16 protein-coding genes and 1 pseudogene are annotated in these 17,159 nt (G+C 39.4%); 11 read left to right on the top strand and 6 right to left on the bottom strand.

From position 1 onward, the window contains the following. Positions 1–12 precede the first annotated feature (12 nt). Positions 13–1,767, bottom strand: coding sequence for an alkaline phosphatase D family protein (locus ACYH0O_RS04125; protein WP_482631271.1), 1,755 nt, complete (start codon positions 1,765–1,767; stop codon positions 13–15). A gap of 370 nt (positions 1,768–2,137) precedes the next feature. On the opposite strand from ACYH0O_RS04125, the gene ACYH0O_RS04130 reads away from it, so the two are divergent. Both ACYH0O_RS04130 and dhaK read left to right on the top strand, forming a co-directional pair. After that, positions 2,138–2,779: a pyridoxine/pyridoxamine 5'-phosphate oxidase gene (locus ACYH0O_RS04130; protein WP_482631272.1), complete on the top strand. Its 642-nt coding sequence runs from the start codon at positions 2,138–2,140 to the stop codon at positions 2,777–2,779. Positions 2,780–3,161: 382 nt separating this feature from the next. After that, positions 3,162–4,919: a dihydroxyacetone kinase subunit DhaK gene (gene dhaK, locus ACYH0O_RS04135; protein ID WP_482631273.1), complete on the top strand. Its 1,758-nt coding sequence runs from the start codon at positions 3,162–3,164 to the stop codon at positions 4,917–4,919. A 111-nt stretch (positions 4,920–5,030) separates the two neighbouring features. Here dhaK and ACYH0O_RS04140 read toward each other — a convergent pair whose 3' ends face one another. Both ACYH0O_RS04140 and ACYH0O_RS04145 read right to left on the bottom strand, forming a co-directional pair. Further along, positions 5,031–5,669, bottom strand: coding sequence for a class D sortase (locus ACYH0O_RS04140; RefSeq protein ID WP_482631274.1), 639 nt, complete (start codon positions 5,667–5,669; stop codon positions 5,031–5,033). Beyond that, on the bottom strand, positions 5,666–6,856 hold the full coding sequence (locus tag ACYH0O_RS04145) for a processed acidic surface protein (protein ID WP_482631275.1): 1,191 nt from the start codon (positions 6,854–6,856) through the stop codon (positions 5,666–5,668). Before ACYH0O_RS04145 ends, ACYH0O_RS04140 begins: the two co-directional genes overlap by 4 nt. Before the next feature lie 244 nt (positions 6,857–7,100). Between ACYH0O_RS04145 and ACYH0O_RS04150 the strand changes: the two are divergent. Beyond that, positions 7,101–7,196, top strand: a pseudogene (locus tag ACYH0O_RS04150) (LURP-one-related family protein); the annotation flags it as partial. A gap of 266 nt (positions 7,197–7,462) precedes the next feature. Here ACYH0O_RS04150 and ACYH0O_RS04155 read toward each other — a convergent pair. Next, positions 7,463–8,134, bottom strand: coding sequence for a hypothetical protein (locus ACYH0O_RS04155; protein WP_482631276.1), 672 nt, complete (start codon positions 8,132–8,134; stop codon positions 7,463–7,465). Between the two features lie 116 nt (positions 8,135–8,250). On the opposite strand from ACYH0O_RS04155, the gene ACYH0O_RS04160 reads away from it, so the two are divergent. The 8 genes from ACYH0O_RS04160 to ACYH0O_RS04195 all read left to right on the top strand — a co-directional run bounded on the left by ACYH0O_RS04160 (position 8,251) and on the right by ACYH0O_RS04195 (position 16,184). Beyond that, positions 8,251–8,811, top strand: a complete 561-nt coding sequence (locus tag ACYH0O_RS04160) for a hypothetical protein (protein WP_482631277.1) — start codon at positions 8,251–8,253, stop codon at positions 8,809–8,811. A 369-nt stretch (positions 8,812–9,180) separates the two neighbouring features. Beyond that, positions 9,181–9,672 (top strand): LURP-one-related/scramblase family protein, encoded by a 492-nt coding sequence (locus ACYH0O_RS04165; protein WP_482631278.1) that lies wholly within the window; start codon positions 9,181–9,183, stop codon positions 9,670–9,672. Between the two features lie 981 nt (positions 9,673–10,653). Then, positions 10,654–11,214, top strand: coding sequence for a VanZ family protein (locus ACYH0O_RS04170; protein ID WP_482631279.1), 561 nt, complete (start codon positions 10,654–10,656; stop codon positions 11,212–11,214). Positions 11,215–11,278: 64 nt separating this feature from the next. Next, positions 11,279–11,902: a putative bacteriocin export ABC transporter gene (locus ACYH0O_RS04175; protein ID WP_482631280.1), complete on the top strand. Its 624-nt coding sequence runs from the start codon at positions 11,279–11,281 to the stop codon at positions 11,900–11,902. A 12-nt stretch (positions 11,903–11,914) separates the two neighbouring features. Continuing rightward, positions 11,915–14,068, top strand: a complete 2,154-nt coding sequence (locus ACYH0O_RS04180) for a DUF1430 domain-containing protein (RefSeq protein ID WP_482631281.1) — start codon at positions 11,915–11,917, stop codon at positions 14,066–14,068. A 21-nt stretch (positions 14,069–14,089) separates the two neighbouring features. Beyond that, positions 14,090–14,596, top strand: a complete 507-nt coding sequence (locus ACYH0O_RS04185; protein ID WP_482631282.1) for a hypothetical protein — start codon at positions 14,090–14,092, stop codon at positions 14,594–14,596. A 567-nt stretch (positions 14,597–15,163) separates the two neighbouring features. Then, the gene (locus ACYH0O_RS04190) at positions 15,164–15,919 is read left to right on the top strand and encodes a hypothetical protein (RefSeq protein WP_482631283.1); all 756 of its coding nucleotides are present in this window, start codon (positions 15,164–15,166) and stop codon (positions 15,917–15,919) included. A 28-nt stretch (positions 15,920–15,947) separates the two neighbouring features. Continuing rightward, positions 15,948–16,184, top strand: a complete 237-nt coding sequence (locus ACYH0O_RS04195; protein ID WP_482631284.1) for a hypothetical protein — start codon at positions 15,948–15,950, stop codon at positions 16,182–16,184. 229 nt (positions 16,185–16,413) lie between these two features. Here the strand turns inward: ACYH0O_RS04195 and ACYH0O_RS04200 are convergent, their stop codons facing one another. Together ACYH0O_RS04200 and ACYH0O_RS04205 are read right to left on the bottom strand one after the other, a co-directional pair. Then, complete coding sequence (locus tag ACYH0O_RS04200) at positions 16,414–16,614, bottom strand: hypothetical protein (RefSeq protein WP_482631285.1); 201 nt, start codon at positions 16,612–16,614, stop codon at positions 16,414–16,416. A 270-nt stretch (positions 16,615–16,884) separates the two neighbouring features. Then, positions 16,885–17,091, bottom strand: a complete 207-nt coding sequence (locus tag ACYH0O_RS04205) for a hypothetical protein (protein ID WP_482631286.1) — start codon at positions 17,089–17,091, stop codon at positions 16,885–16,887. Positions 17,092–17,159: the final 68 nt, after the last annotated feature.

Raw genomic sequence — 17,159 nt, forward strand, 5'->3', positions numbered from 1 at the left:
TGCTGAACTACGCTAGTTCATTTGCATGTGTTTGCCTTTTTGGGCTTGTTTTTTATGGGCCCGGGCGTGCGCTTCATGGCGATCATCTTCCACCTCAGAAGACGTCTGTTTCCCTTGGGGAACGGTGGACGTTGATATTTCCTTCAGTCCTTCTGAATCTTTTTCGTATACAAATGAAGCTCTGGTAGAAATATCTGCCCCGGGACTCGAGACGAATGGAACCACACGATAATCTGCTCTCCACTGGGTCGGCGTGACATGACAGCGGACATATCCGCGATAATCGTTGAAAAATTTAATATGTTCATTCTGCGCAAGAATACGGTCCGTGTCAGCGCGCTTGTCTGCCCCGTTTCCTCCTGATGTGATCGACGTGCCGACAAATTCAGCTCCAAGCATGTTGGAAGACGGATCATCAAAGTCTGCAAGGATATTGGAAGCCCAGTTCGCGTGTACATCACCTGTCAGGACAATCAAGTTATCCATGTTTTCGTTACGGGCAAATTCTGTGATGCGCTCCCTCGCAGGTGTGTAGCCATCCCAGCCATCCATGCTGTAACGAGGTTGATCAGGGCTTGGACCATAATTTCGTTTGGCAAAAAAGATTTGCTGGGCAAGTACATTCCAGTAGGCAGCCGATTTGCCAAGATGATCAAGAACCCATTGTTCCTGTTCGCCGCCTAACAATGTGCGTGAAGGATCCAGGGATTCTTCCGTCTGAGGAGAGCTTTTATCTCCATTCGCTTGATCAGAACGATACTGACGGGAATCGAGAACCATAAAATTAGCTAAGTTCCCGTATGAGAACTGACGGTAGAGCTGCATGTCTGTTCCATGAGGCATCGAAGATCTTCTTAATGGCATATGTTCATAGTAGGCTTGGTAAGCAGCAACACGCCGTTGCACGAACTCTTCCACAGACTGGCCTTTTTCAGGAATCATGTCAGCATAGTTGTTTTCCACTTCATGGTCATCCCATGTGACCACCCAAGGAAAAGCCGCATGAGCAGCCTGTAAATCCGCGTCTGACCGGTATTGGGCATGACGGTTCCGGTAGTCCTCCAAAGAACGGATTTCAGGACCTTTATGGTGTCGCACATTTCCTGTACCTGCTACATACTCATCAGGACCGTATTCATATATGTAGTCGCCAAGATGAAAAACGAGATCAAGGTCTTCTTTGGCCATGTGCTTATAGGCCGTATAATAGCCATGCTCATATTGCTGGCAGGAAGCAAAGGCGAAAGTCAGGCTTGCGACGTCTGCATTCCGGGCAGGAAGGGTTTTCGTTTTTCCGATCGGGCTATAATCCTTCCCGACTTTGAACCGGTAATAGTACACCGTACCTGCTTCCAGGTTCCCAACTTCTGAATGAACGGAGTGTGCGAGGGCAGGACTTGCCACTTCCGTACCGCGCTGAACAATACGACGGAAATGTTCATCTTTCGCAATTTCCCACTTTACTGGTATATTCCGATCAGGCATGCCGCCGCCGTTAAGGGGGTCGATGGCTAAACGTGTCCATAAAACAACACTGTCCGGTAGCGGGTCACCAGAAGCTACCCCAAGTAAAAACGGATAATCCTCCAACCCGGCTTCTTCTGCAGAAACAGAAAAACCCCCCATCGATTGAGCAATCACCACTCCTAAAGAAATGCCGGCGACTTTCCCCGCTCCTTGAAGGAAGCTGCGACGGTCGACCCCTTTATGTAAGGTCTCTTCATTCAGTTTTTGAATCCAATTTTCCATCGATTTCTCATTCGTCATGTGGATGTCTCCCTTCATGAATCTATTAAATCGAACAGTTCATATTATAGGAGACCATTTTTAAGGTGTTGTAAATGAATGTAAACAGAGGATAGAACAGGAGGGTAGTCATTCCTGGGAAAAAAGATCGGTTATTGTTTGAATATTTCATTAAACGGGAGATAGTTAGCAGATTTCACCAGTATTAAGTAGGCGGGAAGTCTCGGTTTTCTTAACATTGGTGAAAAGAAAACTATATATTAAAATGAATTTTATGATAATGGTTGAAGAGGGGGAAAGACAGGAGGGTGCTTAATTGAAGTGAAAAAATACTTGTAGATTACCAAATTAGATTATACTAAATCTATTAGTAGAGAATTGGAGGAGCATTATGAATAGGATAAGAAATTTAAAGACACTTATGGGACCTTTCCCTTATTTCAATGTAAATGATGCACCCCAATCCCCACATGAACTGTTTTTAGAATGGTTTCAATTAGCGGTTGATAAAGGCATTCGTGAACCTAACTCCATGACTCTTTCTACAATAGATAGCTGCGGCTTCCCGGATGCACGTGTACTTATTTTGAAAGATGTTGATGAAAAAGGCTGGTGTTTTGCATCGAGCTCACAAAGTAAAAAAGGGAAACAGATCGAGGCTAATCCCCATGTTGCGTTAACTTTTTACTGGTCACTCATCGGAAGACAAGTCAAGATATGTGGAAAAGCAATGAAAATGGAAAAAGACGAGAGCACCAAAGACTTTTTGAAGCGGGTTACAGTGGCACGTGCAGTTGCTCTCATGGGCAAACAAAGTACAATTTTAAAAGATCAGCATGAGTTGGAGGAGGCTTTAAGGAAGCAAACCCAAAGGATACGACTGAATCCAGATCTGGTAGATCCGTTTTGGACTTTCTATCGAGTGGAAGCAGATTCAGTGGAATTTTGGCAAGCTGATGAAGACCGTAAACATATTAGACTGCGTTATGAATTAGAGGGAGAAACATGGTTGAAGAATCGATTATATCCATAGTTATAGCCAGCCAATGGGGTTAAATGAGGACGGTTCCGACTCTACTTTTGCTGGTGCGGTGAAAAGTGTTTTTTAGAAAAAAATGCTAAGAATAATAATTTAACGTATTCTCTAAGGAATCTAGCAATTTATGCTATGTTCCTATTATTATGCACAAACTAACGAAAGCGCAGGGACGGACCTAGTGCTTTTTTTTTACATTAAGAGGAATCAGCATATGATCCCTTTCCATACGTTCAGGTTTTCAATCACTCCAAAAACGATTATAGAATAGAGAAAGAAAGATTGTGTAGCAGATCCTGTTCTATAAGATGATATGCTTTCGTTTTAACATGGGCAGTGAGATAATTTGAGAAACCAATAGCTGGAGGAGGAGTTATCAATGAAAAAAGTCATGAATGAACCTGAAGATCTGGTCGTGGAAATGTGCAATGGGATGGCCATGGCTCATCCGGAGCTCGAGTTTATGAAAAAGTATAAAGTCATGAAGAAAAAGGATTTGAATGAGAATAAGGTAACCTTGATCAGCGGCGGAGGAAGCGGACATGAGCCTGCACATGCGGGGCTTGTGGGGAAAGGGATGCTCGATGCTGCTGTGTGCGGTGATGTGTTTGCATCGCCTTCGCAGATTCAGGTCTATCAGGCGATTAAAGCGACAGCCGGTAAAAAGGGAGCCTTGCTTGTCATTAAGAATTACAGCGGGGATATCATGAATTTTAAAAGTGCGGCTCACTTGGCTTCAGAAGATGGCATCCCGGTGGAATATATCAAAGTCGATGATGATATTGCCGTGGAAGACAGCCTTTATACAGTGGGACGCCGCGGTGTTGCGGGAACTGTGTTGGTACATAAAATAGCCGGAGCGGCTGCTGAAGAGGGCAGGGACTTGATGGAAGTCAAAGCGGTGGCGGAGAAGGCGGCTGAAAATGTCCGCAGCATTGGCTTCGCACTGACATCCTGTACCGTCCCAGCCAGCGGATCTCCGACGTTCAAATTGGATGATGATGAAATCGAATATGGCGTCGGGATTCACGGAGAGCCGGGGACAAGACGAGAAAAAATCGCGTCCGCTGATGAATTGGCACAGCGTATGGTGAACGACCTTCTGAAGGATCTGAAAATGGAAGAGGGGGATTCTTCAGAAATCGCGCTCCTAGTAAACGGTTTTGGGGGTACGCCCTTGCAAGAACTCTACCTTTTCAACAATGCCGTTACCAGAATCTTGTCGGATAAAAAGATCTCGATCAACCGTGCCTTTGTCGGCAATTACATGACTAGCATCGATATGGCAGGCGTTTCCCTGACCGTAATGAAGCTCGACGAAGAGTTGAAAACATTGCTATCAAGCGTAAGTACTGCGCCTGCGTTCAGAGTGGACGGACCGGTTCCGGGTGTCGAGTACATCGACCTCGAGGAGGATGAGGAACCGAAGCCGGTATCATTTGAGGTGGAAACACAGGAAGAGAACGCTGTGATCAAGAATGATAGGGCAACACTTGAGAACATCATCTACCTCGTGGATAAAATGAGCGACATCATCATTAAGAATGAAGTACCTTTCTGTGAATTGGATTCACATGCCGGGGATGGAGATTTCGGAATGAGCGTTTCCAAAGGCTTCAAGCAATTAAAACGGGAGTGGAAAGACATTCTTAGTCAGGAGAATCTCACAATCGGCAGCTTCCTGGATGCAAGTTCCATGGTCATCATGGAGTATTGCGGCGGTGCTTCCGGTCCGATATGGGGTTCTGCATTCCGGGCTGCAGGTAAAGCGGCACAAGATCGAACGGAGCTAACCGTTGATGAATTCGCTGACATGCTGCAGGCGGCTGTGAAGGGAATCCAGGATACAGGCGAGAGATCCTTCGGCAGGGGAGCAGAGGTCGGCGACAAAACCCTCGTGGATGCACTCGTCCCTTGTGCGGATTCCTGGTCAGAAAGCGCCGCAAACGGTGATGACTTCAAGACAGCCTTTGAAAAAGGAGCAGCGGCCGCTGTAGAAGGAGCCGAGAAAACCAAGGACATCGTTGCCCGGATGGGACGTGCCGGTACAGTAGGGGAAAGAAGCCTCGGTCATCCGGATGCTGGTGCCTATGCGCTGGGGGTAATATTTACGGAGTTATCGGATAGTTTGAGGTAAAGAAAGAAGCAAGGGGAGTCCCTTGCTTCTTTTCTGCTTGGAAGCGAAGGGACGGTTCTCTTGCTTCTTTTTTGTGGGTTGGAAGCAGGAGTACCGTCCGTGTGCACACTTTTATTCAGAGCCCTTTTCCTTTGAAGTAATTAGATCTGCCACAAGGATATAACGCTCAGGCGATGCCCCGATAAAATGAAAGGGATAGCATGTGGAAACTGTTAATGTTGATTTAGGTTTTGGTACAATGACGGTTGAATCGTCCTTGTCCACAATACGTACTTTCTTTACCTTATACGTAAATTCACCCGCTGTGGTATGAACGATAAGCAGATCGCCTATACCAACATCTCCAAGTTTACGAAAGACTGTATCGCGATGCCCTGACAAAATAGAATTGTCCTTTTCACCAGGCAACACACTGCCTGCAAAATGTCCCACGCCTTTTTCCAGTTCATCTTCATCTGTTCCGTGATAGATTGGCAGCTTTGCCTCCAATTTTGGAATAATAAGCTCACCTATATTTTCTCCTTTTTCCGGACGTTTGGAGTAAAGGGACTTTTGTTGTCGTTCTTTAGGTTGTTCCTTCACACCCGTTTCTGCCTTATAGTCCCTTGCGTCGACTTGACCTGTTTGAGAGAGCCAATACCCCTTCAGAAACGTATAGGCATTCGTCCCTCCAAACCATAGACCAAATACAATAAACAAGACAGAAAGAAGAAGCAAGCGCATGCTTCTTCTCTTGTTGGGCTTTCTCATTGATTCATTCCTTTAACTCCGATGCGGCGGAATAAGAATACACCGGCTATGATGAAGGCAATCCCAACGAATGTTTTGCCGGCATAGTTGGAAGCTGTCGTTGGAAGCTCACCGCCTTTGACGGTTTTTGCCAGAGGTTTGGCTGTCTTGCTTTCTAATGCTTTTGGATTTTCTGTCACGATTTCCTCTGCCTGCATCATGTCTTTACCAGTTTCCTGGATAAGTCCGGAGTCAAACATGTCAGCGGTCAATAAGATATCGGCAAGAAACGCTCCTTGATGGTTGTATAGTTCAATCAACAAATCATACCCATCTGTGGTGTCCATCGTCATTAAAGATTCAATCGATACGGGTTGTTGATCACCGTCTTTTACAAGGTAATAATTCGTCTTCAATTCAAATAAATTAAGCATGTCATTCAAAATATCAAAGAGCTCTGCCGTTTGTTGAACTGACAGTTCTTCCGCCGTTTCAAAATTCTCAAATGCCATCATTCTTTCACTCAGCTCAATCATCTGATCGATTAAAGCAGGATCTTCAAAATCAAGTGTTTCAAGATGTGTAAACAGTTTCTCGAATTCTTCATCCGTCAGTCCAATCTCTGTGAACAAATCAAATAGTTCGTCTGAATTGTCATCCCCGTTCACATAGAAATCAACGGCAAGCTCAAGATCTTCAATATATTCATAGTTTTCGATAGAATCATCGTTGTCATTTAATAACTTCTCCAGTGCCTCTTTTGAATCAAGTCCATAATCATTCAGAAGGTTCTGAAGATTTTCCTCATTAATCAGAGTACCTTCCCAACCGTTTAAATAGAAGTCAACATATTCATGAAGATCTTCAGAGAAAATGATCCATGTTCCTTCTAGTACATCTTGTCCTTCTTCAAGGTCGCCATATTCAACAAGGAGTGCATTTAACTCCTCCCGGCTAAGGCTGAATTCATCTAACACGACCACAACAGCCTCCTCCGACAGAGGTGTACCAAGATCATCTATAGACTCAACATCTTCTAAATACCATTCTTTCCTTTCCATATAATCGATATAATCTTGCTTATTCCAGCCAATATCCTTTAAAAACGTTTCAAACTCTGGTTCATTCGGCTCAGTGGCATAAGTCATAACAGGTAAGACTCCAAAGCCAATGACAAGAGCCATAAACACTGAAACTAACTGCTTCATTCCTTGTCCCCCTAGGTTTTTTCTTTATAATTCTAGAATATTATAATTCTTGGGGTTCTATTTAGATATAGGTATTTTTTTCTAGGAATTAAGGAACGATTTCCTTGCTTCTTTTTTATTCTGAGGAAGTATCCCTCAAGGAACCGCTGCCGATTGCTGAGTAAAAAAATGATGGCATCCCTTTGGAACCAAATCCCATCTCAAACGTAAATAAAATAAAGACTCAAGAGCGGGAGGCAAAATCATGAGGCAGCTTTATATCAAGCGAAAGGTATTCAGTCTAAGTGGGAAATTCACGGTAAAGGATCAAGAGGAGAAGGACCGATATTATGTAGAGGGAAGGTCCCTTGGCTCGGTAGTTGGATTACTTCATATGACAGGGAAGCGAGGGGGAGAGCTCTCTTGCTTCCTTTTTCTTTGTTCACTGTTGGTGGATCCGACTATAATTTAATAGCATTTCCCCTTCATCCTTCTGTTTTGATAATCGGTATGTGGCATTAATGAAGAATAAGATGCAACATCAGAACCGTCACTGTGCATCCCATAAGTGCACTTCTGTATAGAAAAGACTAAGCAACCCTTAAATCGGGTTGCTTAGTCTTTTTATTATTGATATCTAACTTTGATGTAGTCATTATAAGTGTAGTAAGTACCTTGGTAAGTTACTTTCGTTTCACTGCTACATCCACCAGTTCTAGTGACTTTTTGTCTCTTATACCAAACATCTCCATACACTGCTGGGCGAGACCATCTGCTATAATCTGCATCAATATTGTAACCATACCCTGGTCCTGCAACGGAGACTCCTACAGATACACCGTATCCACTCCACCCTAAGGAATAACTCACAGATGCTGTACCGAAGAAGTATGAACTAACTCTTTCCCATGAACTAAACGCGGGATGGTAGTTAACGAACGTATTAGCTTTATAAAGATATTCAGCAACTGTTTCGTATCTATATTGGTATGCACAAGATAAAGTAGAGACATCACCTGATGATTTTGAATTCTTAAATTTACCTACTTCATTGCCTTCTGAAATAATATTCCCTTGGCTATCAGTAACGAAAGTATCCGGTAGCTTAGTAGTTTCTTGTACTAAGTTCCCATCTTCATCGACGTATGAATCAGTGACCTCTGGTGTGAATTTTACTTCTGGTACGTAAAAATTTTCGTTTCCTTTGTCTGTACCTTTTGCACTTGCTGAACTAAATGGTATCATGAAAGTGGAAACCAGTAGTAACAAAGTTACAATTGATAAATTAATCCTTTTCAATCTGTTCAACCACCTGGATGAAATTTATAATTCTACATAAATCTTACTATTCTTACAAATAACGTCAATAGAATATAACTAGAGTTATATTTTTATTTTTAGGAGGAGGAATAAATTTGAAAAAAAAATCAAGAATCTTTTATTTAGCAATAGGTCTATTTGTAGTATTGGCAGCGTCCATAGGTGGAATTGCATATAGTTTCAGCTTTGATAAAGGAAAGAGTAAGGAGGAAAATCCACTCTTAGAGGGGTATAACGGTTATATTAGTGAAAACGATATGAAAAGCCTAGAAAATCATGAAGAAGATTCATATATATATTCTTTATATTTAAATGATGGAAAAAACACGCTTGGTATTATGGAATTTTCAAAAGATAGTAAAAAGACTTCAGAAGTGAATATCCATGAAAATTTGTCCTTTGCGTTTCTTGATGGAAAGTATAATAACTATATTGGGATGCAGTTTAATAAATCCCCCGACTCAGTGGGATATTTTGAAGTGGTTCTTGATGATGATACACAAGAAAGATTCGACGTAAACACTCCAAAAGATAAAGAATACACGGATAGTTACATGGCCAAAGTTGATTATGACTTTAAAGAAATAAAAGCAGTTAAAGTTTATGATAATGATGGTAATGAGTTATATTCTAAGAAAATAAAAGATGTGAATTAATTTAGATGAACATAAGCAAGATTATGTATTGAATTCAAACGGACTCCACGAAATTGTGGGGTCCTATTTATATTTCCCGAAGGTCTATTCGAAGAACGAAAATATACCCATTCAAACATCAAAATATACAAATTGCCTTATAGGGGGCAATATAAAACAGGTCCTTCTTTTTATGAATTGTGTTTAATTATGGAACGGAGGGACATGTGAACTGTCTCAGTTGCAAAGTTAGACATTATTAGGAAGTGTCAGAACCGTCACCTTGCTTCCATGCTATTTGCTAAGTGTTAAAAACGAATGCATCATGTTGGAACCAAATCCCACCTCAAACGTAAATAAAATAAAGACTCAAGAGCGGGAGGCAAAATCATGAGGCAACTTTATATCAAACAAAAAGTATTCAGTCTTAGCGGGAAATTCACGGTAAAGGATCAAGAGGAGAAGGACCGATATTATGTGGAGGGAAGCTTTATGAAGGTTCCGAAGACTTTCTCCATAATGAACACAAGCAGGGATGAAGTGGCCCTTATTACGAAGAAGACGTTCAGCTTTTTACCGAAGTTTTTTGTTGAGGTGAATGGTCAAGAAGTATTGACAATCAAGAAGGAATTCTCCATTCTGAAAGCACGCTATACGATTGATGCGGCAGGCATTGAAGTGCAGGGGAATTGGTGGGATATGGATTTTCAAATATTGCAGCATGGCGAGGTTGTAGGCGAAGTGGGCAAGGAGTGGTTCACTTGGGGCGACAGTTACAGGGTGAAAGTAATGAATGAAGAAATGGAGACGATGATGATTGCTCTTGTTATTGCGATTGATTGTGTGAAGGCGGATGAAGCGGCTGCTTCTTCGGTTAACTGAGAGTGTAAGATGGAACAGCACGGGGACGTATTCGAGGCTTCATATGATGAAGCCTCGAATACGTCCCCATATAATTGATAGACTAACTTCACTAATCCCAGATAAATAGTAAGTGTTCTTTCAATAATTAAGTAAATAATAAGACTGCAATCCTTTTATAGGATATCAATTCATGTATAGGCGAAAAAACCCTAATAATACAACTAGGTATAGTAGAGCATATACCATTCTAAATTTAATTTTATTAGAATAAAATAAATATATATAGATAACTGTTAAAACTATAAAAACTAATAGATATATATTATCCGATATACCCTCACCGCCGATTTTTAAATTTTTATTTATCTAAACTTTCATTTATATGTCAAAGCCCAAATCATATCAAGAATAACACCTTTTCCTTTATTATTCGATTTCATGGCTATGTAATTAATATTTATGCCCAGTCTTTGAAATTAGATTTCATAGACAGTTATCCCTTTTCTTAAGCTTATTAATAGTTAATAGGTTTATATTCACCATACAATTTTTTCAGTTCCCCATATTAAATTTTTTCAACGAGAATGATTTTAACAAAATATACATTTTTTTCCTTTGTAATCAATCTTAAATAATCCTTAAATTTCATTCTTCCTTGTTTTAGGGTGGTTGTTGAAGGCTTGGGGGAAGAAAGGACCTGACAGCGCTCCCCTGAAGCACGGTGACGGTTCTGGCGCTTCCTAAAAATGTCTAACTTGCAACTGGGACAGTGAACCCGTCCCTCAGTCCAGTCTTGGCTAACGCCGATGTTGGTTGATGAGGGAAAATAGTAATTTTTTACTAAAATGTATAAAAATGTTGATAATTAAATGTTTTAGTAGGATAATAAGTTTGCTATTTGCGCAAATGGTGAATGTTATGTTTTAAGAGGATGGTTGGAAGATAAAAAGAACAAAGGTTTTCGGAGTGTTTTAGATTTCGAAGGGTTGGAATTTTAATATGTTTAATGGGTTATATCCTACTATAATAATCATTACTTTCTTTATTCTTTTTTTTGGTTACAAGTATTTAAAGGGGTATATATCCTTTCTCCATTCTTTTTATTGGTTCATTTTTTCTGTGTATGCTGCCAATCTAGTGGTTTTAACATTATTTCCTTTTCCATATCAGAAAGAATTAATTGAAATCATGATAGAGGATCATCTGGGGGTAGAGCATAACTTTATGCCTTTTAAAGCAATAGCAGATGCGATGCACTTTGGTGATCCTCTCATTGCTTTGAAACAAATTGGAGGCAATATCGTATTGTTTATCCCCTTGGGAGTGGCGTTACCCATTCTTTTCCCTGCTATTAAAAAAGGTAAGGTTATAGTCATAGGTTTTGTCATAAGTCTAAGTATTGAATTAATACAATTAATGGCTGGCTTTTTCCTAGGCTACAATTATAGAAGCTTTGATGTCGACGATTTAATGACCAATACGTTAGGTACTGTAATAGGATTGTTAGTATTTACTCTACTTTCTAACTTTCTTGGGAAATTTAACAAATATATTAAGTAAGCGGCGAAGGGGAATTATATTGTTTGAATATAATTCCCCTTCACCTATGAAAAGGAGAGTAGAAATGATCAAGATTGAGCGTATGAATAAGTCTTTTCAAAGAAAAACGTTATTCAAAGATTTTAACCTGGAAGTGGGATCAGGAGAATTTATCGGGATCATGGGGAAAAGCGGGCAAGGGAAAACAACGCTCTTAAATATGATGGGCACTCTCGAAAAACCGGATTCAGGGATGATTGAAATCATGGGGCATCGTTTGGATCATAAAAAGACGCAGAGATTCCTATTAAGAAATCATATAGGTTTTATCTTCCAGAACTATGCGTTAATCGATAATGCAACCGTAAATGAAAATTTAGAAATCGCCCTTAAACATAAGAAAATGACGAAACTACAGAAACGAGAGGCCATGACAAATGCTTTAATGGAAGTTGGTCTTAAAGACTATGAGAAAGAAAAGATCCATACCTTAAGTGGCGGTGAACAACAAAGGGTGGCAATGGCTCGGTTACTTCTGAAGGACCCGGACATAATATTAGCGGATGAACCAACTGGATCTTTGGATGTGGAGAATCGGGACAGGATTGTTTCTCTGTTCCAACAACTACATAACCGGGGAAAAACCATCATCATGGTCACGCATGATGAAGATTTGTCCCAAGTGTTTTCAAGAAAGATACAGCTGTAAAGGGGGAGCACCATGAAACGATTACTCTACTTCCTCCTGACAATCACTTTTCTACTAGTAAGCTTTCTATCTATGAAACAATTCGAATTCCTGCAATTCCAGTCGTTCAATCAACACAATACAAACGACGAAGCTTGGAATGTCATGATCAAAGAGGGTGATTCTCAGAAAGACAAAGATGAAAATTTCCAAATGCTTGAGGGAATCGCACTCAAATCAAAGGTGAACCTGCAAAGAGTTTCGTATGAAAAGAGTGAAAAAAACGAGGATAAAGTAGTATACTACGTCTATCTTTATGATGAAGAGAAATATTTTGAATCTATTCCTTTAACAGAGGGAGATTATTTAACCAAAGGCAGCGGTCCGGATGCATTTCTGTCCACCATACAGACCGGTGATAGAAACCAGATCGGTCAAATGGAAATCTTCCATAGTTTTGATCCGATTGAAATCAGGCCACTGGCAGCTGCTAAGAAAGCCCGGAATCTAACCGGAACTTACACCATCACTGGAGACCAAAAAGCTCAAGAGTTTAAACGAATAGCTGGTGAATACGGATTACCGGTCGAGATCTCCAAAGAACAAACGCAAGGTATTTTCACTGAATACCCTTATCAAAAGATGATGTATGTATGCGCTTTGGTTCTTTCCTTATTAATCATGCTTGCTCTGGTCTATGATGTGATGAATCATTTTAAAGCTGTGGCTGTGCGGCTTTTATTCGGAGATCACTTCTTCCATGTCGGAGTGTTCCTGGTAAGGAAATATAGCAAGGTTTTTTTAAGTTCATTGGTTTCCTCCATTTTAGGGTTTACATTCTTTTTATATTTTTACAATCAACTTCAACAATTTGTTTCCTTTTTATCTTTCTGGATGGAAAACGTATTAAACATGGTGTTGATTTTGACTTTATTGTTCATTGGGGCTTGGATAGGGACAAAATATATTAACATCTCGCACATGATAAAAAATAAAAAGCCAATAAAAATAGTGTTCTATATTAATATTCTTGTCAGGTTAGTATTATCTGTCTTTCTTATTTTAGGACTACAGCAGGGATTGAGCACTTTTCTCGAGTTGAAAAGCACCAACGCATCCCAACAAAAATGGTCTGTACTCAAAGATTACACCTACATGGGGGTTGTGGCGAATCCAGGTACGGAAGTCTTTAAATTTGAACAAGATATTGAAAAGGGCAGGAAATTTCGTGCACTGTATAAAGAATTAGAGTCTCAGGGAGCTTTTTATATTTCTCCATCCAATTACTATCTGGACGACCTATCGGATCCCCCGTTAAATCCGAATCCATGGGGTATGGAAGGGGAAAAAGTAGAAATAAACAGAAACTATCTAGATGTTAATCCAATAAAGGATACGAACGGCAATCCTATAACAATCCCTTCCCCGACTAAGAGTGAAATTCAAGTACTTGTGCCCGAAAAATTCAAAACATATCAAAAGGATATTGAACAGTCGATCGAACAAGACTATCAAGGCGTATATAATCTGATAGATCCCGCACCTGTAGAAGCGAAAATCATCTATGTAAAGAATGAGCAACCCTACTTTACTTATTCTACGCAAATGGCATCCAACCACCATTATGAGATTGATGACCCGATTGCTGTCATCGTAAACGCCGATTTCGATCCAATGTTTTTGGCTAATACTGTGGCCCGCGGGTATGGATACTATACGAAAGTACAGGAACATGATGACCCGTTCAAAGGGACTCAAAACACGTTAAAGAAGTATGAGTTTCATGACATCCTTCAACCAGTATCTGTAGCCTATTCCACTGTAGAGTTAAAAATGGCGAAAATGACGGAGGAGATTCAACTAACATCGCTCTATTCTTTACTCCTATTAATCTTGGCTTTTGTTCTGTTGTTTTTTTCTTCTATTTATTATTTAGAAATAAACAAACAGACACTGGCGATACAATGGATATTTGGATATTCCTTTTTTGAAAAGCATTATCTAGTCTATTTATCCATACTGGTGTTTTGGAATGTATCTCTTATGATTTCATTCTTTGCCGCTCATACACCTTCATTCATTACGGGAATCGCGTGTTCCCTTGCTTGTATAGATGTAGTGTTGATGACGATAGTAATCATGATAAAAGAAAGGAACGTAGCAAAGGATGTACTGATTGATCAATAACGAGAGAAAGGGAGAGACGAAATGGTTAATAGAAAATCCATAGTATTCATCTTAACGGCATCACTTTTATTCTTAGCTTCTGGAAGTGTGTACTACTACTTTACAATGGATAAGGAGGAACATACGAGTGTAAAGGAGAGCCCACCTTCTCCGGTACATCAATCGGCCAAGTCCAACGCCGTTACTCCTGAAGAACCCAGTGATCCTGTGCCTGTTCAAGAGAACAAGTATTATGTCATTTACATTCGTCAAGACAACGGTGCAGGATCATCCTTTGTGCCTGAAACACTTAATCCTGATTTCTCCAACACCTCTGATTTCAATGTCCGGATTTCGTTCGACGATGAAGGAAACATCATAAACGACGGAAAAATAATCGAAATTGATCATTTTGAAATCTCAGATGAAAACAAAGAAACGATAAAAAAGATATCCGGGGAAGACCACTATGATGAAGCATTGAAGGAAATTGAGGAAGGAGTGCTGGAAGCGAAGAAGGATCAAGAAGAGAGTAAATCTAGTGAATAAGTGAGAGTTGAGGGGACAGGCCCCGTGGCTCCTTTAAGAAGCTACGCAGTTTCAATCGGAAAATCAATATATTGGAAGCGTAGAACAATGGTATATAACGAACCTAGACAGATTAGTGAAGCACAGGGACGGATCTAGTGCTTCTTTTTACATTAAGAGGAAGCACTAGAAACGTCCCTGTGCTTCTGTGCTTCATACTGTATTATATACATAATAGTTAATTTGACTCGTTTTTCAGAAAAGTATCCTAGATATTACAAAAAAACTCAAAAAGTCCTAATCCTTTTTAAGGATAGTATTTCTAATGTGAAAATACTCCATGTGGAAAGAAATCAAATATATAAGGGGTGCTTATAAAACAGGTACTAAACTTGTATTTCATTATCAATTAGTTTGAATGAGAAAATATAACATAAATAGGAATATTACGCTGTATTGATATACAGGAAATTATCACCATGTAAAAAATGATAAAGTATATTCATGACGTTTTCCTTTTATGTAAAAAAATGTATTTATATCAAGGGTCCCGTCTACAATATTATTTTATTTTGGAGGAGATTTTTTATGAAGAAGGTAGTAGGTGAGGTATGTCTTACCGTTGCATTAGCTTCAACAGTTCCTTTCTATGCTAATGCCGCAAGTAGCGAGACAGTTGAAGAAGCGATTAGTGAAAATCAGATTAATATCCTCGTGGATCAACCTGAGCTAATGATTTACCAGTATAAAGAAGATGGTGTGATTTACGAGAATCACGAAAATATAAAAATTGAAGGTAATAAAGAAACTATTAATGTAGTAGTATATAAAATTGAAAATGATAATAGATATGAGATAGAGAATAATACAGTAATAGTTACGGAAGTTCAGGAAGATTTGTTAGAGGTCGAAGGTGAAGATGGCGAAAAAACTTTAATTGAAACTAAAGAAAATAAAAATGACATGATGACTCGTGCTGCTACGGGGGGATCATATATTGCGGACGTAAGATATAAAACATACTCAGATGGTTCAGCATATGCAATTATGAATGGTGAATCTCCTTATTACAAAAATACAAAAAAGAGTAATCCTAATTTCATTAGATTTCAAGGACATGCAAACGGATTGAAAAGTAAAGAAAAAGATTTAGTTACATTTGGAATTGCTTCTCTAGCAGATGATATTATTAAAGCTGTAAAAGCTGGAAAGGTTCTTAGCTTATCATTTGTTAAAAAACTTGTAAGCGGAGTTGTTAAAACTGGACCAATTGGTGCGGCATTAACATTATACTCTTATGGAAATGAGTGGTTAGGAGCTAGAGCAGACTACCGTAAGATTTAAGTTAGTTGTTTTAGAAAGGGGAATTACTGTGTGGAATATCATAATAACCTTACTAACTCTTTTGGGTATCATCCTAATTGTAGAGTTACCCATGCACCTTATGAAAATACGAAAAACTAAGGTTATAAGCTTTTTAACCTATTTAGCAATGGCTGTCATAGCGTTTGGAATAGGAACATTCTTTGATGGTGAATATTCAGATTTTGCTAGAATTCTTGCAATTTCATTCATCGGAGTTGCTTTTGTATCAATATTAAAAAAGTGAAGAAGTTTAAATATAATTGGTCATTTTCCCCCTTCTTTAATAGAGATGGAAACGATGATGATTGCTCTTGTTATGGTGATTGATTGTGTGAAGGCGGATGAAGCGGCAGCTTCTTCGGTTAACTGAGAGTGTAAAATGGAACAGCACGGGGACGTACTTGACGCTTCATAAGGTGAAGCATCAAGCACGTCCCCATATACTTTTTGAAATATTTATAAAATAAGGAAATCTAGGATTTACTTTCATCCCTTTTGATTAATAAAAATACTCCAGTCAAGAAAACGATGACAATCAATACATAGATGTACCACCCCATGGAATCAAATGTTCCATTGGAGATATATCTTGATGCTTCTTCAATGGCCTTTACAATGCAAAAGGTTAGGACGGAGAGACTGGATAGTAAAATACCGATACTTTTCATTTCCATAAAAATTTTCCTCTCTTTTCATTATATGAACGTAAACCTAATTATTTATCCTTTTAATCCTGAAGCAGGGGGCAATTTCTCGTGCTTCTTTTTTTCTCGTCATCCTGAGATATATTTCGATCCTTTAACTGATTAAAATAATAACCAATTCAGCAATCTCAGAATGATTTCATACAGTATGATCGATAAGATTGCTTGGATGACTAAACATCCGAGTAATAGACCTTTTTCCAGAATCCAATGGAATTTTGAGAGTTTGGAGTAAATGAATTAGCCTAACCCTATGGTGGTCTTCTGAAAAAAGTTACTCATTTTCTGAATGGGATTTTCCGGGTTTTCATAAATGGAGACTCTGTAGAAATCCACCATGGTGTTCCCTAATAATAAAATCAAAAAACCGAAACCAAGTTGTGTAAGTAAAATGGCAATCAATATATACTTCATGAATTCAATGATCATGGAGAGTGTTAAGAGCATGAGATTCTCCTTTTTATTTGGAAGCACGAGAACTTTTCCCCGTGCACATACACCAATCATACAAAAAT

The organism is Rossellomorea sp. H136 (assembly GCF_056838065.1).

Bases quoted from the DNA above. Each gene is read 5' to 3' on its own strand.
- ACYH0O_RS04125 (WP_482631271.1), bottom strand. From the start codon at position 1,767: ATGACGAATGAGAAATCGATGGAAAATTGGATTCAAAAACTGAATGAA.
- ACYH0O_RS04130 (WP_482631272.1), top strand. From the start codon at position 2,138: ATGAATAGGATAAGAAATTTAAAGACACTTATGGGACCTTTCCCTTAT.
- dhaK (WP_482631273.1), top strand. From the start codon at position 3,162: ATGAAAAAAGTCATGAATGAACCTGAAGATCTGGTCGTGGAAATGTGC.
- ACYH0O_RS04140 (WP_482631274.1), bottom strand. From the start codon at position 5,669: ATGAGAAAGCCCAACAAGAGAAGAAGCATGCGCTTGCTTCTTCTTTCT.
- ACYH0O_RS04145 (WP_482631275.1), bottom strand. From the start codon at position 6,856: ATGAAGCAGTTAGTTTCAGTGTTTATGGCTCTTGTCATTGGCTTTGGA.
- ACYH0O_RS04165 (WP_482631278.1), top strand. From the start codon at position 9,181: ATGAGGCAACTTTATATCAAACAAAAAGTATTCAGTCTTAGCGGGAAA.
- ACYH0O_RS04170 (WP_482631279.1), top strand. From the start codon at position 10,654: ATGTTTAATGGGTTATATCCTACTATAATAATCATTACTTTCTTTATT.
- ACYH0O_RS04175 (WP_482631280.1), top strand. From the start codon at position 11,279: ATGATCAAGATTGAGCGTATGAATAAGTCTTTTCAAAGAAAAACGTTA.
- ACYH0O_RS04180 (WP_482631281.1), top strand. From the start codon at position 11,915: ATGAAACGATTACTCTACTTCCTCCTGACAATCACTTTTCTACTAGTA.
- ACYH0O_RS04185 (WP_482631282.1), top strand. From the start codon at position 14,090: ATGGTTAATAGAAAATCCATAGTATTCATCTTAACGGCATCACTTTTA.
- ACYH0O_RS04190 (WP_482631283.1), top strand. From the start codon at position 15,164: ATGAAGAAGGTAGTAGGTGAGGTATGTCTTACCGTTGCATTAGCTTCA.
- ACYH0O_RS04200 (WP_482631285.1), bottom strand. From the start codon at position 16,614: ATGGAAATGAAAAGTATCGGTATTTTACTATCCAGTCTCTCCGTCCTA.
- ACYH0O_RS04205 (WP_482631286.1), bottom strand. From the start codon at position 17,091: ATGCTCTTAACACTCTCCATGATCATTGAATTCATGAAGTATATATTG.